General features: G+C 61.0%; 15 protein-coding genes. 2 read left to right on the forward strand and 13 right to left on the reverse strand.

What is annotated here, in order from left to right; translation table 11 throughout:
- Window positions 1-16: 16 nt before the first annotated feature.
- Window positions 17-1,282 carry an MFS transporter gene (locus AC1RQK_RS27355; protein WP_492812297.1) on the reverse strand — a complete coding sequence of 422 codons (1,266 nt, stop codon included), beginning with the start codon at window positions 1,280-1,282 and terminating at the stop codon, window positions 17-19.
- A 190-nt stretch (window positions 1,283-1,472) separates the two neighbouring features.
- On the opposite strand from AC1RQK_RS27355, the gene AC1RQK_RS27360 reads away from it, so the two are divergent.
- The gene (locus AC1RQK_RS27360) at window positions 1,473-2,156 is read left to right on the forward strand and encodes a TetR/AcrR family transcriptional regulator (protein ID WP_492812299.1); all 684 of its coding nucleotides are present in this window, start codon (window positions 1,473-1,475) and stop codon (window positions 2,154-2,156) included.
- A 308-nt stretch (window positions 2,157-2,464) separates the two neighbouring features.
- Here the strand turns inward: AC1RQK_RS27360 and AC1RQK_RS27365 are convergent, their stop codons facing one another.
- The 7 genes from AC1RQK_RS27365 to AC1RQK_RS27395 all read right to left on the reverse strand — a co-directional run bounded on the left by AC1RQK_RS27365 (window position 2,465) and on the right by AC1RQK_RS27395 (window position 7,607).
- Window positions 2,465-3,292: an SDR family oxidoreductase gene (locus AC1RQK_RS27365; RefSeq protein WP_492812301.1), complete on the reverse strand. Its 828-nt coding sequence runs from the start codon at window positions 3,290-3,292 to the stop codon at window positions 2,465-2,467.
- A gap of 23 nt (window positions 3,293-3,315) precedes the next feature.
- Window positions 3,316-3,900 (reverse strand): NAD(P)H-binding protein, encoded by a 585-nt coding sequence (locus tag AC1RQK_RS27370; protein WP_492372316.1) that lies wholly within the window; start codon window positions 3,898-3,900, stop codon window positions 3,316-3,318.
- 21 nt (window positions 3,901-3,921) lie between these two features.
- A complete protein-coding gene (locus AC1RQK_RS27375; RefSeq protein WP_477102794.1) occupies window positions 3,922-4,662 on the reverse strand; it encodes an SDR family oxidoreductase in 741 nt (246 codons plus the stop codon).
- A 41-nt stretch (window positions 4,663-4,703) separates the two neighbouring features.
- Window positions 4,704-5,687 carry an aldo/keto reductase gene (locus tag AC1RQK_RS27380; RefSeq protein ID WP_492812304.1) on the reverse strand — a complete coding sequence of 328 codons (984 nt, stop codon included), beginning with the start codon at window positions 5,685-5,687 and terminating at the stop codon, window positions 4,704-4,706.
- 2 nt (window positions 5,688-5,689) lie between these two features.
- Complete coding sequence (locus tag AC1RQK_RS27385) at window positions 5,690-5,992, reverse strand: aldo/keto reductase (protein WP_492812306.1); 303 nt, start codon at window positions 5,990-5,992, stop codon at window positions 5,690-5,692.
- Between the two features lie 197 nt (window positions 5,993-6,189).
- Window positions 6,190-7,182 carry an aldo/keto reductase gene (locus AC1RQK_RS27390; protein WP_492812308.1) on the reverse strand — a complete coding sequence of 331 codons (993 nt, stop codon included), beginning with the start codon at window positions 7,180-7,182 and terminating at the stop codon, window positions 6,190-6,192.
- Window positions 7,179-7,607, reverse strand: coding sequence for a (R)-mandelonitrile lyase (locus tag AC1RQK_RS27395; protein ID WP_492372311.1), 429 nt, complete (start codon window positions 7,605-7,607; stop codon window positions 7,179-7,181). The genes AC1RQK_RS27390 and AC1RQK_RS27395 overlap by 4 nt, the downstream gene beginning before the upstream one ends.
- A 99-nt stretch (window positions 7,608-7,706) precedes the next feature.
- On the opposite strand from AC1RQK_RS27395, the gene AC1RQK_RS27400 reads away from it, so the two are divergent.
- On the forward strand, window positions 7,707-8,600 hold the full coding sequence (locus AC1RQK_RS27400) for a LysR family transcriptional regulator (RefSeq protein WP_492372310.1): 894 nt from the start codon (window positions 7,707-7,709) through the stop codon (window positions 8,598-8,600).
- A 156-nt stretch (window positions 8,601-8,756) separates the two neighbouring features.
- Here AC1RQK_RS27400 and AC1RQK_RS27405 read toward each other — a convergent pair whose 3' ends face one another.
- From AC1RQK_RS27405 to AC1RQK_RS27425, 5 genes are all read right to left on the reverse strand, one after another.
- On the reverse strand, window positions 8,757-9,473 hold the full coding sequence (locus AC1RQK_RS27405; protein WP_492812311.1) for a DUF1444 family protein: 717 nt from the start codon (window positions 9,471-9,473) through the stop codon (window positions 8,757-8,759).
- Window positions 9,474-9,624: 151 nt separating this feature from the next.
- Window positions 9,625-10,218, reverse strand: a complete 594-nt coding sequence (locus tag AC1RQK_RS27410; protein WP_492372308.1) for a hypothetical protein — start codon at window positions 10,216-10,218, stop codon at window positions 9,625-9,627.
- Window positions 10,219-10,872: 654 nt separating this feature from the next.
- Window positions 10,873-11,199 (reverse strand): toxin-antitoxin system YwqK family antitoxin, encoded by a 327-nt coding sequence (locus AC1RQK_RS27415; RefSeq protein WP_492372307.1) that lies wholly within the window; start codon window positions 11,197-11,199, stop codon window positions 10,873-10,875.
- 219 nt (window positions 11,200-11,418) lie between these two features.
- Window positions 11,419-11,745 carry a tyrosine-type recombinase/integrase gene (locus AC1RQK_RS27420; RefSeq protein ID WP_492812313.1) on the reverse strand — a complete coding sequence of 109 codons (327 nt, stop codon included), beginning with the start codon at window positions 11,743-11,745 and terminating at the stop codon, window positions 11,419-11,421.
- Window positions 11,696-12,952 carry an MFS transporter gene (locus AC1RQK_RS27425; protein WP_492812315.1) on the reverse strand — a complete coding sequence of 419 codons (1,257 nt, stop codon included), beginning with the start codon at window positions 12,950-12,952 and terminating at the stop codon, window positions 11,696-11,698. The genes AC1RQK_RS27420 and AC1RQK_RS27425 overlap by 50 nt, the downstream gene beginning before the upstream one ends.
- Window positions 12,953-12,965 lie beyond the last annotated feature (13 nt).

Below are 12,965 nucleotides of genomic sequence, written 5' to 3' on the forward strand. Positions count from 1 at the left end.
GAAATGGGGGGCGAGCTCAACGGGCATCGAGGGACGGATCGGCGCCCGGCACCTTGCGCACGTGGGCGCCGGTGTCCTGCGCGGCGATTTCACGTGGCAGCAGGGCAACCACGATCGCGGATAGCAGGAACAAGCCGCCGCACAGCGCGATACCGGGCGCAAAGCCGAACCCAGTCGCCGCCCAGCCCAGCGCCAGCGGAGCAAAGGCGGAGATGCCACGGCCGACGTTGAAGCAGAATCCGGCGCCGGTTGCGCGGATGTGCGTCGGGAACAGTTCGGCGAAGTAGGAGCCCACGAGGCCGGCGAAGGCCATGAAGAAGGCGAATACCGGGCCGAGGACGAGCAGGGTCGCATGGTCCGTGGCGAAAGCATAGGCCGGTAGCGTCAGTCCGGAGCCGACCAGCGACGCGATCACGGCACGCTGTTTCCCGATGCGGTCTGCGAGCAGGCCGAAGGCGTTATAGCCAAGGAACATGCCGACATTCAGCACGGCCACGAAGCTGGCCATGGTGGTGACATCGAGCCCCCGTTCCTTGACCAGGAAGGTCGGTAGCCAGGTCGAAGCGCCCCAGTACGCGGACAGCGCCAAGGCCGAGGTCGCGGTGCCGAGCAGGGTAATGCGCAGCAGGCCGGGCGCGAACAACGCAGCAAGGCTGGCACGGCCGGCGCTTGCTCTGGTGGACTGCCCACTGGACCGTTGCGCGCGCCAGACCTCAGATTCCGGCACGCGCAGCCAGACGTAGCCGATGGCGATGGCCACGGCCGCGCCGCAGAGAAAGAACAACACGCGCCAGCCATGCGCCGGCAGCAGGTAGGCCGCTGCCAGGGCGGCCACGGTTGCGCCCGAAGAGAAGGAACTGAGCACGAAGGCAGTGGCCCGTCCGCGCTGGTGCGCCGGCCAGGTCTCGTTGACATGAGCCGCGGCCGTGCTCCAGACCCCGCCCAGGCCGAGGCCTGAGAGGAAGCGCAGGAAGAGGATCTGGCGCCAGTCGGTGGCGCCGGAAATTGCCATCGTGAGCGCGCCGAAAGTCACCAGCGACAGTAGCAGCGCCTTGCGGCGGCCCATGGTATCCGCCAGCCTCCCCATCACCACGCTGCTCAGCCCGATGCCGAGCAGCGTGGCTGTGACAAGCAAGCCGGCCTGCGCCTGTGTGATGTGAAGGGATGCGGTAATAGCCGGCATGGCGATGGCAAGGATGATGATGTCCACCGCGTCGAACATATAGCTCAGGAAGCAGCCGATAAGCACGCGCCACTTCAGCGAGGCAGGATTGGGGGGCATGATGGGTCTCCTGATTTGGCGCCCCTGGCCGAAGCAGGTGACGCACCAGTTTTGTACTGACTGTACGATCGTTCAGTATCGCGCAGAACGGACTGTACACTCGTGCAGTCAAACGCTACACTGGGGTAAACGCGGGTGCGAATGTGGCGAAGTGAGGTTCGCTACAATGGCGCGTCTATATGGAGGCAGCATGGAAGGCAGGGAAGCGCGGAAGTCGGTGGTCGGGGCGCGGGAAGAAGCGCAGGGGCTGCCGATCCCGGAAGCGAGCAAGCGCGAACGCGTGCTCGATGCAGCGGAGCGGCTTTTTGCCGAAGGCGGCTTTGACGGCGTGTCGATGCGTGATATCGCGGCGGCCGCGGACGTTGGCTTGCCGCTGATCGTTTACCACTTCGAGACCAAACGAAATCTGTACCGCGCGCTCTTTGAACGGCGTAAGACGCTGTTCGAGGCCCGGCTGGCGGCGCTACACGAACCCCTCATTGCCGGCGAGGATCCGGTGGAGCACATCGTGCGTGCGTTCGTGCAGCCAGTAATGCGGATCCAGGACACGGAGGCCGGCATCGCCTACGCCAAACTCGTCGCACGCGAGGCATCGGATCCAAGAGAAGCTGAGCGAGGCATTGTTGCGGACTACTTCGACCCCTTTGCCATGGAATTCGTCAAGGCGATCCGCAAGGCCCTGTCAGGCAACAGCGCCGGCTATGCGCATTGGGCCTATCTGTTTGCCGTGGGGGCGCTGGTAATGAGCGTGTTCGACAGCCGTATCGAGCGCATCTCCGGCGGCAAGGTCAAGGCCGGCGACGCGCGGCGCAAGTCCGAGTACCTGGTGACCTTCATCGCAGCGGGCATTCGCGCCGGGGCCGACCGGACTTGAACAGACCCTACTCAACTGGTATCTGGATTATCTAGAAATAGAATTCGTTCTCGTGATAAGTCTCTGAGATGACCAGAGCCTTCCGCTTCCGCCGATGGAGCGACTTGCATCGCTGGCCAGCGAAAGTCCGTTGGCTTGGCTGGAGCAGACGTTCGATTGGCCGAGTGATCGCGTGGACCAACTACGCTTCATGGCCGGCAGGCGACGGCTGTGATTGAGGGGCGGCAGGCCGTACCCGACCCATCTCGGCCATAGAGCGTAGCGAGCCGGCAATGGCCGCTTTCGAGGCATAAAACGCCAGGCAATCACTACTGCGGAGCCAAGGGGCCAAACCAATAGGAAGCGGTAACGCCGCCATCCATCAAGAAGTCGCTGCCGGTAAGGAAACCGCCGTCAGGCCCCATGAGCAGCGCCGCGACATTCGCGACCTCATCGGGCGTGCCAGCTCGCTTCGCCGGGCAGCCGGCGATCATGCGGCGGTATCCTTCGCCACGCGGACCGGACAATTCGTCCTTCGCGAGCGGCGTGATGATGATGCCGGGGCTGATCGTGTTGACCCGCGCACCGCGCTTGCCCCAACGAACGGCCTCGAACATCACACGCAGCGCATTGCCACGCTTCGAGAGCTGATAGGCGTGCAGGGAATCCTTCACCTGGTTGGGCTGAAGCAAGGGCAGCTTCAGCAAATCCTCGACAGGTGTTGACGCGAGCGCCTTGTTTTCGTCGATTGTTAGCGGCGGCAGCCGGTGTCCTGACTGCGACGCGATGACAATTCCGGAACCGCCTTCCGCGATCACCCTGCCGAACTCTTCAAGAATGACCGCCGTGCCGTAGAGATCGACTTTCAGGATCGTCTCCGGCGAGGCTTGCGACGGCGAGACGCCCGCCGCCTGGATGAGACCGTGAACCTCTCCCAGCGATGTAGCTTTTGCGACCAAGGCTTGGATGGACGCGCGCGATGAAATATCGACGGTTGTTGTCGTCACGTCGAATCCGGCTTCGCTCAGCGTCTTCGCGGCCACATCGGCATTTTCTTGCCGCAGGTCAGCGAGCAGGAGATGCTTGCCGGCGCCGACCCGGCGCGCGATGGCCTGCCCGATTGATCCAGGCCCGATGACAACGATGACTTTCTGCATGGTGTTGTGTCCTTCTATTTGATTCAGCGATCGCTGACGCCGATGCTGCTGCCAACGTAGAGCCCGGGCGTGGTCGCAATCTTGGCGATCAGCCCTGACAGGCTATCGAGAGAGAGATCGTGACCCTGGAACGGTTCGCCCTTCTGCGTGATGGTGTATCGCCCTCCAGGATCGTGCGTGAACCAACCCGGCCGCAGGATCGTATAGTCGAGATCGGACGCCTCGATCAGCGCGGCCGAGTCCCGGTAAGGGTCAAGAATGCTGCGATATTTCTCGCCCGGCACTTCGCTGTAAATCCCCATCGAGCTGATGAAGATCAGCCGCTTCAAACCGACCGCGTGCATCGCGTCGACAATGCTTCGCGCCTGCCGGGCCATGTCCCCCGACAGGTTCGCGTAGACGACATCCTGGTCCTGCATTGCGCAGCCCAATGCGGCCGTGTCGAGAACATCCCCTTCGATGATGGTCACGCGGACCGGGTCAGGGTTTTCAAGCCGCCTAGCCGCGCGTAAAAAAAGCGTCAGCGAGACGTCCGCGCGTTCAAGCAGAACGCGCGTCGTATTCCGCGCCAGGCCGCCATTGGCTCCAAGGATCAGAATTCTTGTCATTCAGGCAATCCCCAGTCGACTTCACAGTTCCTGAGCCGTGGGGCGGAACAGGATTTCGTTCACGTCCACGTCTTCGGGCTGTTGTATCGCGAAAGCGACCATCCTTGCAAAGCTGTCTGCCGGAATGGCGAACTTCTCGTAAAAGTCGGCGATGCCTGCCGCTACATCGGCTTCGGTGACGCTCTGGGGCAGTTCCGACTGCACCGCGCCCGGCGAAATGATCGTCGTGCGGATGTTGTGGGGCTTCACCTCCTGACGCAGGCCTTCGGAGAGCACCCGAACCGCTGTCTTCGTGGCGCAGTAAACAGCGTTGTTCTTGCCGACCTTATGGCCCGCGACCGACGACACGTTGATGATGTGACCGCTTTTCTGGCGCGTCATATGCGGGAGCGCCGCGGCGATGCCATACAGCACGCCCTTGATATTGACGTCGATCATCCTCTCCCAATCCTCGATCTTTCCGCGCTCCAGAGGCGAGTGCGGCATCAGACCGGCATTGTTGATGATGACGTCAATGCGGCCGTGGGTCTTCACCGCCCAATCGACGAGCGCCTTGACCTGTTGGGCATCAGTGACATCCGTCTCGACTGCCGCGTCTTCGGGGAGCTCGAGTTCGGCGGCCAACGCCTTCAGGCGATCGACGCGACGAGCGCCGAGCACCAGCTTTGCGCCGTCTGCCGCCAGGCGGCGAACGGCTGCTTCACCAAGGCCGCTGCTTGCGCCGGTGATGACAATAACCTTGCCTGCGATGTTCTCTGACATGGTCGTCCTTTCTGCGCAAATCGCGCGATTAATGGAGAGGGCTACTTTCCGACGCGCGCTTGCAGATGCGCCGGGTAACGGTCGCCCTGGACAGCAATGGTCGAGAGCGCCGAATCGATATCGCGCAGGTTGTCGGCGGATAACTCGACGGCGGCCGCGCCGATGTTTTCTTCCAGTCGATGCAGCTTCGTCGTGCCGGGGATCGGCACGATCCAGGGCCTTTGCGCCAGAAGCCACGCAAGCGCGATTTGCGCGGGCGTCGCATTCAGTCCGGTCGCGATCTGTTTCAACACGTCAACCAGGCCCTGGTTGGCTTTGCGGTTTTCTTCCGAAAAACGCGGCACCACATTGCGGAAGTCGGACTTGTCAAAGCTGGTGCTCTCATTGATCGCGCCCGTCAGGAAGCCCTTGCCAAGCGGGCTGAACGGCACAAAACCAATGCCCAGCTCTTCGAGTAGCGGCAGAATCTCCTTCTCGGGCTCGCGCCACCACAGAGAATATTCGCTTTGCAACACAGCGACCGGCTGCACGGCATGAGCGCGACGGATCGACTGCACGCCTGCTTCCGACATGCCGAAATGCTTGACCTTGCCTTGCTGGATCAACTCTTTGACGGTGCCCGCGACGTCTTCCATTGGAACGTTCGCATCGACGCGGTGCTGATAGAAGAGGTCGATGCGATCGGTCCGCAGCCGCTTCAGCGCAGCGTTCGCCACTTCGCGGATGCGCTCCGGTCGGCTATCCTGGCCCTTGCTGGCGTCGCCATCTTGGAAACCGAACTTCGTCGCGATAACGACCTGGTCCCGAAATGGCTGCAGCGCCTCGCCCAACAACTCTTCGTTGGCGCCTTGCGCATAGGCTTCGGCCGTATCGAAAAATGTCACGCCGCGTTCGAACGCGGTGCGGATCAGCTTGAGCGCGTCGGTCTTGTCGGCGGCGGGACCGTAGCCATAGCTGAGTCCCATGCAGCCAAGACCGGGGGCAGAGACTTCGAGGCCGCTTTTACCGAGAATTCGTTTTTGCATGTTTATTTCCTTGCATGTGATGGTGAGGCACAGGTCAGGCGTGCTGTTCGTGGCCGGTTCCCCGGGGCGCCATGTACCTCGATTTTTGCCGCTGCCGTTTCAATCTCCCGCATGTCGTCCGCTGTCAGCATGACGCTCGCCGAAGCCAGGTTCTCGTCAAGCCGATGCAGCTTTCGGGTTCCGGGGATCGGCGCAATCCAGGGCTCTTTTGCAAGGAGCCATGCCAGCGCGATCTGTGCGGCAGTCACCTCTTTTTTGCTCGCGATCTCGTTTAGCAGGTCGACGAACGCCCAATTGGCCTGCATCGCCTCAGGGGTGAAGCGCGGAAACCAGGACCGGACGTCGGATTTATCAAAGCCCGCCTTGGGATTCGATCATCTCCTGCTTGTCGGGCGCAGGACCGCAATTCGTGCTCATGCCCATGCAGCCGAGGCCAAGCGCGGAGACTTCCAATCCGTCCTTACCAAGGATACGTTTGTGCATCGTTTCGTGCCCGTATGGTTTAGCGGTCGATCGCCGCATCCAGGGAAGCCGACAGCGGCGCGCCCTTGATGTCGATCGTCTCGAAGGCGTTGTCGATCTCGCGCAGGTCGTCCGGCGTCAGCACAAGGTCGGCGGCCGGCAGGTTGTCATCGAGGTGCTCGATCCTTGTACCGCCGGGGATCGGCACCATCCAAGGCTTCTGCGCGAGCAGCCACGCCAGCGCAACCTGAGCCGGCGTGCTGTTTTTGCGGGCGGCCAGGTCCTTCAGAAAGTCGACGACCTTGAAGTTGGCCTCCATGGCTTCGGGCGTGAAGCGCGGGAAATCCTTGCGCAGGTCGTTGGCATCGTCAAACTTCATGCCTCGCGTGATCTTGCCGGTCAGGAAACCCTGGCCGAGCGGGCCCCATGCAACGAGGCCAATGCCCAGCTCCTCGCAGAGAGAGAACTTCGTCTGCTCAGGCTCGCGCATCCAGAGTGAGTAATGGTCCTGAATGGCCGTCACCGGCTGCACCGCGTGTGCCAGGCGGATGTTTGCCGCGCTTGCCTCCGACAAGCCGAAGTGCAGGACCTTTCCTTCGGCGATGAGATCTTTGACAGCACCAGCAACGTCCTCCATCGGCACGTTCGGGTCAACGCGGTGCTGATAAAGGAGGTCGATATGATCGGTGCGCAGGCGTTTAAGGGAAGCATCGACCACCGCGCGAATATGCGAGGGCCGGCTGTCGAGTCCGGTCAATTCGCCTTTCTCATTGATCGCGAAGCCGAACTTCGTGCACACCAGTACCTGGTCCCGGACCGGCTGCAACGCCTCTCCGACCAGATCTTCGTTGATGAAGGGGCCATAGCCTTCGGCTGTGTCGAACAGCGTGACACCGCGATCTACGGCCGAGCGGATGACCTGCAGCGCTTCACTGCGCTCCGTTGCGGGCCCGAGTCCGAAGCTCAGGCCCATGCACCCGAGGCCGATAGCAGAGACTTCCAGCCCGTTCTTTCCGAGAATACGCTTCTTCATGACCCAACTCCTTGATCGCTTACGGTCACGCCGGCCAGGTACTGCTCGTCTGTGACCTTTTCCATCCAGTCGACCGGGCTGCCGTTAAGCTTTTCAGCGATAGCGATGTGCGTCATCGCCGTGATAGCAGTCGCGCCGTGCCAGTGCTTTTCGCCGGGTGCGATCCAGACGATGTCGCCAGGCCGGATCTCCTGAACTGCGCCGTCCTCGTGCTGCACCAAACCGAGGCCTGCGGTCACGATCAGCGTCTGACCGAGCGGATGTGTATGCCAGGCAGTCCGCGCGCCCGGTTCGAACGTCACCGTCGCGCCGCCAATCCGGGCCGGCTGCTCGCCTGCGAATGGTGCATCGACTCGCACTGTTCCCGTGAAGTACTCCGCGGGCCCTTTCGCCGAAGGCTGCGAGCCGCTTCTTGTGATTTCCATGGACGCTCCTTGGTTTGGTATCTCGACCTTCAATTTAGCAACGCGTCTTCCCGCGATAAAGAGCTAGAATCCGCATGATGCTAGAAGGCAGGCTTATAAATGGCGCGTTCCGACCTCTCCGATATCACCGCGTTTTTGGCCGTCGCACGTGATGGCAGCTTCACAAAGGCGGCCGCGAAGCTCGGCGTTTCGCAGTCTGCGCTAAGTCAGACTGTGCGCAATCTGGAAGCCCGGCTCGGGCTGCGGCTTCTGACTAGAACCACCCGCAATATTTCGCCGACGCAAGCCGGCGAACGGCTGATCCAGTCGGTCGGCCCCCGCCTGGATGAGATCGAGGCCGAGCTGAGTGCGCTTACCGCTCTGCGTGACACGCCGGCGGGCACGGTGCGCATCGCCGCTGGAGAACACGCGGCAGAACTGCTGCTGTGGCCGGTAATCGAACGGCTTCTGCCTGACTATCCGGACATCACGATCGAAATCGTTGTCGACAACGGACTCACGGACATCGTTGAACAACGGCTCGATGCAGGTGTGCGGCTTGGCGAGCAGGTCGCCAAGGATATGGTCGCCGTTCGCATCGGCCCCGATGTGAGCATGGCCGTGGTCGGCACGCCGGAGTATTTCGCGAGGCACTCGAAGCCGAAGACGCCGCAGGACCTGACGGCACATAACTGCATCAACATCCGGCTGCCAACGGCCGGTGGCATTTACGCGTGGGAGTTCAGGAAGGGAGGACGCGAACTGAACGTGCGCGTCGAAGGGCAACTCGTGTTCAATACGGCGACGATGGCCGTCAAGGCCGCACTTGCTGGCGTCGGCCTCGCCTTCGTTCCCGAACAACGGGTGCAGTCGCAACTCGCGAGCGGGGAGCTGCTGCGCGTGCTGTCCGACTGGTGTCCGTCGTTTTCCGGCTTTCACCTGTACTATCCGAGCCGCCGGCAACCGACTCCTGCGTTCGTTGTCGTTGCTCAAGCGCTGCGTCAAGGCGCGTAGGCTTCACGCATCAAATATAACGCGGTCGTCCAACAGCGCCTTGAGCGTCTGCTTTCAGAGGCCGGGCTGCCTGCCGGATGTCGAATAGTTGATGGGAGCGAATGACGGTTCGTGGCCGGCAGCAGCAGTCCGCTCAATCGCGCCGCCGCCGGCAACTTAAGCGGAAGGAGCGTGAGGGACCCACTCTCCGTCACGACGGGCGAACACGCATGTCGTCAGTGCGTACCTTTTCTCAGGAAGGTCTCTGCTGGCCATCTCCTGCATGAATGACAGCGCGCCTTCCCATCCGGAAGCCGACACGAACAACAAATCGCGCGCGGGGACTACAGCGAGAATTTCGCCAGGCATCTGTTCCTCGACCTGCTCCCATAATGATTCCAAGAGCAGCAAGGTCGCCTCAAAATTCCCTCCGGCGGTAACCATGTAGCGAGGCGCCTCGCCATGAAACTCAATCTCGGGTAACCGCATAGGCAAATTGCGAAGAGCGAGTGAATGCAACTCTTCCTCTGAAATCGAGGCATCCCTAAGTTCTCGATAGGTAACGAAACGAAAGTGAGTTGGCAAGTCGATTGCGTACATGACAATCAAGTCTGCGGCAAACGGTCGCATGACAGGCGATTCGTCGCGAGCGAGGGTCAAGACTACGGCAGAAGGGTCGGCCGGTTCCATCACCTTGAGGATAGGGACTAGCAGGCTAAGGTCCAGGCCACCTGCTGCTGCTGAGACTCCCGCCGACGTCTCCGTGCCGGTGTTCGTTGTCGCCTGTGTTTTTCGCTTTCTAGGCAGACCAAACATTTGAATTTCTTGATAGTTGTTTATAGACGCCTTCAGCAGATGCGCATTGTAGTGCGCCTGTATCGAGTATGCATACAAACCGGCGTGGGATCTCCATTGACTGAAACTCAGCCGGTCTCGGTCGGCTACCCATCGCCAAGCCGCGGCCGTCTCTGACCGACGCGAAGCAGACTGTCGAGGTTCTCTTTGCTGCGGCAGGCCAACGCCGGTGCGTGGCACTGCAAGGCGGCTACAGACATTCGTACTTGCCCTCGGCATCAACATATAGGACGCTGACCACGTACCACCGCCCATCAATCCTTTTCAGGTGATACTCGTAGTCATCCGTCATCGTTAGTGAGCCTGTGACCCTTGTGTGACGGGTCCTCACCAAGGACGCCTCACCTGCGGAATCGGCGCTGACGATTTCCTCTTGCGTACTGCTGTGCGCGGACCTGCTCCCAAATGAGATGGGCTGGTGATTACAGCCGGGCGGACAATACTTTCTCATCAGTACCTTGTTCGCTGATTCCGCTGCGGCCATGCCAAGAGCAGCATCACGCTCATCCGTCGCAGTGGCATACTGATTCCAGGTCTCGTAATCCGAGATGAAAGCGCGGATCATTTCTGTCGGTTCAGCTTTTACAACCGCAGATGCATCCAGATGAAAAGCGGGAACTTCCTCGGACTGCAAATGTACGCCCGGAATGGGTGCCTGCCGCGCCGCCTTGCCCCAGATCGCAATGGTCCCTTCGAAGTGGCCAGGATCCGTTGCCGCAATGCATATTCGCGACGGAATGACGCTCTTTTCTTCGTACTCGGGACTCGCGCTGTATTGGCGCACGTTCCCGTTCCTTGCCATCGGCATGATCGTATCGTGATCCAGCCGTTGTTTCAGCTGGGCCGAAAATGGCGGGATGTAGACAATGTTTGGGGGAACATCCTCGCCACCGAATTCAGCAGGTAACAGGAACAGCTTCTACAACTTGCCACGCCTGTAGAGCGCATCGTGCCTTCTCTCGCGAGTCAATGTGCCGATAGTCCGGACCGCTGGCCGGCAAACCTTTTCGCTTGAACCAGCCGAACATCCTTTCAAACTCCCGAAAGAAACCGAACAGGACGTACGCTAGGGCAGGAGGACTTCAAAAACCACCAGTGACCTCATGGAACATGCCGCGTAGGCCAGGCGCATATGAGAGTGGCGTTTCCACAAAGAGATTGACGATCTTCCTTGAGGTAACGTAACCGAGATAAGCGAAGACGCTTTGCCCCGGGTGGTGCCCTCATAGTGGGAGGAATTCACTTGGAAAACAAAACCAGGGCGGTAGCTCATCTTCGCGCAGCGGGTCAATCATAGCAAGTCTCAGTCATTTGCCGGCACTCGGAAGTTTAACCTGTGGTTCAGTGATGCATGGGCTAAGACGAATTCCATGAGGTGTCTAGTAACTTCAAACGAGCACTTGTGGACCGAGACGGTCATGTCGCGCCATTCGCTCTGTCAGCCAGTCACAGCAGGGAAACTCTGGGAAGGCTCTTCCTTGCCAGTGTCGGACCAAAATCGCCATGTTCCCGTCTCGTTGCCGCCAACGAAGTAGCCCTCGGCCGCCGGTACACCGTTCGGATGAAAATCTCGCCAGAGCCCTTCTTCTTTCCCTTTGACATACGTACCCTCAGAGAGAATCGAGCCATTCTCTCCATAGTGAACAAAAAGTCCATTGCGAAGCCATTTGCTTCCATCCGGCGCGATCACGCGCGCGTAGCGATAGCGCACGCGTCCCGAGTCGTAGAGAATCTCAGCAATATCAAGCTTCGAGGAGGCGTTCATCAGTCGCTCGTTCGTCGGTGGATATACGTATTCTAGCCTTCGCCACAGAAGGTGCTTCAATAACCGCTCATGGCTATGGCTTCAACTGGTCAACGCGACGGCCAGATAGTCCAACATCTCCCTGGTGAGACTCCAGGCGCGTATCAGCTGGCGGAGATCCGTCATAAACGTGGGTCCGCTAGCTATGCCGCGTCCGGGAGGCGGATGCCCGTTCCCGCCTCAGGACCCACGAAAGAACTTCTCGACGTCCTGTAAGCGCCCGTCGCGATCTGCCGTGCTATATAGCGTTGTTGTCGCGATGGAGGTGTGTCCCAGGTAGCCTTGCATGACGTTGAGGGCCATGCCGGCGGCGAGACCGTGTGAGCCGAATGCATGCCGGAAGGCATGCGGGTGAATCCGGCCCATGTCTGCCAATAGTGCCTTCGGAGAGCGCGTATCCGAGGCGGGTCTGGCAGAGCTACACGCAAGCCATGCACGGATCAAAGTCGACTTACGGTCAATCGACCGGTTTGATACGTCGAAAGGCGCCCAGGAGCGCCAGGTCATAGGTGATTTTGAGCAGGCCGCAGGCGACCAGCGGTGCACCGACCCAGCCCAAGGCCAACAGCGCGCCTGCTAGGGTCGGGCCGAGTGCGGAAGCCAGGCTTCTGGGGACCGCGGTCAGGCTTGCGGCCGCCGGTCGCTCCGGCGGCGTGACCACCGCCATCACATAGGCAGTCCGGGTCGGTACGTCCATCTGGGACAGCGCGCTGCGCACGAGCAACAAGGCCAGGGCCGCCACCAGGGAGGGGGAGAAGGCGGCCGCGATCAGGCAGAGGCTGGATGGAATATGGGTAAACACCATCGTGTTCAGCAAGCCGAACTTGCGGGACAGCGGCACGGCAACGAGTTGGGAGCCGGCCGTGAGCATCCCCGCCCAGAAAAAGAACTGGCCAGCGGCGCCAAGGGAAAGACCGAAGCGCTGCATCAACCACAGTGCCAGCAGCGAGTTCACCACCAGCCCGCCGGCAAAGGCGTCGACGCTAAAGAGCAGTGCAAGGCGGGTAATGATCCGGCGAGACGGGCCAAGCGGTACTCGCACCGATGTCGCGTGCGGGTGTGGCTCGGGGATGCGCGCATAGAGGAACCAGAGTGCGACACCCGTCAATGCATAGATCATGAACATCACGCGCATGGCGCTGAGGAACGATATCCCCAACTGCGGGGCAAGCCAGCCCGGCAGCGCTGCCGCCAGCGCGCCGATGGCGGCGGAGAAGGCGCCAGTCAGGCTATAGCGGGCGAATAGCGCAGTGCGAGCATCAGAGGTCGACGAGTCGGCGAGACGAGCCTGCTCCAGCGGCAGGAAAACACTAACGTCACCGGAACTCGGGTTGAGCGTGCCGACGAATGCGACGAGCAACAGTGGCCATAGGGAGGACAGTCCGGCGAAGCCGATGCCGGTTGCGACCATCAATGCAGCCGCCAACACCAGCAGGCGGCGCTGTGGGTAGCGATGGCCGAGGACGCCTACCAGTATCGTCGCCAGTGCTGAGCCGATCAGGGTCGCACTGCTGATCAACCCCACCGCCAGTTGCGCGAAACCGAGCCCCAGCAGGTATGCTGGCAGCAGGACGGCGATGAACCCGTCACAGAAGCCGCGTAACGCGCGGCCGACGAGAAGCGGCAACGCGCCTGCGTGAACGCCTGCCGGCAACACCTGGCGTGCAAGCCAGCCTCGACTGTTGGGTGCAACTGGGTCTTTAAGGGTATGCATCGCGAAGGTGCCG

This window comes from Cupriavidus sp. GW822-FHT02D05, from assembly GCF_058802485.1.

Excerpts from the sequence above, each read along its gene's own strand:
- AC1RQK_RS27390 (WP_492812308.1), bottom strand. The coding sequence starts at position 7,182 with ATGAAGAAGCGTATTCTCGGAAAGAACGGGCTGGAAGTCTCTGCTATC.
- AC1RQK_RS27420 (WP_492812313.1), bottom strand. The coding sequence starts at position 11,745 with ATGACCTGGCGCTCCTGGGCGCCTTTCGACGTATCAAACCGGTCGATT.
- AC1RQK_RS27360 (WP_492812299.1), top strand. The coding sequence starts at position 1,473 with ATGGAAGGCAGGGAAGCGCGGAAGTCGGTGGTCGGGGCGCGGGAAGAA.
- AC1RQK_RS27365 (WP_492812301.1), bottom strand. The coding sequence starts at position 3,292 with ATGCAGAAAGTCATCGTTGTCATCGGGCCTGGATCAATCGGGCAGGCC.
- AC1RQK_RS27425 (WP_492812315.1), bottom strand. The coding sequence starts at position 12,952 with ATGCATACCCTTAAAGACCCAGTTGCACCCAACAGTCGAGGCTGGCTT.
- AC1RQK_RS27380 (WP_492812304.1), bottom strand. The coding sequence starts at position 5,687 with ATGCAAAAACGAATTCTCGGTAAAAGCGGCCTCGAAGTCTCTGCCCCC.
- AC1RQK_RS27355 (WP_492812297.1), bottom strand. The coding sequence starts at position 1,282 with ATGCCCCCCAATCCTGCCTCGCTGAAGTGGCGCGTGCTTATCGGCTGC.
- AC1RQK_RS27415 (WP_492372307.1), bottom strand. The coding sequence starts at position 11,199 with ATGAACGCCTCCTCGAAGCTTGATATTGCTGAGATTCTCTACGACTCG.
- AC1RQK_RS27400 (WP_492372310.1), top strand. The coding sequence starts at position 7,707 with ATGGCGCGTTCCGACCTCTCCGATATCACCGCGTTTTTGGCCGTCGCA.
- AC1RQK_RS27370 (WP_492372316.1), bottom strand. The coding sequence starts at position 3,900 with ATGACAAGAATTCTGATCCTTGGAGCCAATGGCGGCCTGGCGCGGAAT.
- AC1RQK_RS27385 (WP_492812306.1), bottom strand. The coding sequence starts at position 5,992 with ATGCAGGCCAATTGGGCGTTCGTCGACCTGCTAAACGAGATCGCGAGC.
- AC1RQK_RS27395 (WP_492372311.1), bottom strand. The coding sequence starts at position 7,607 with ATGGAAATCACAAGAAGCGGCTCGCAGCCTTCGGCGAAAGGGCCCGCG.
- AC1RQK_RS27375 (WP_477102794.1), bottom strand. The coding sequence starts at position 4,662 with ATGTCAGAGAACATCGCAGGCAAGGTTATTGTCATCACCGGCGCAAGC.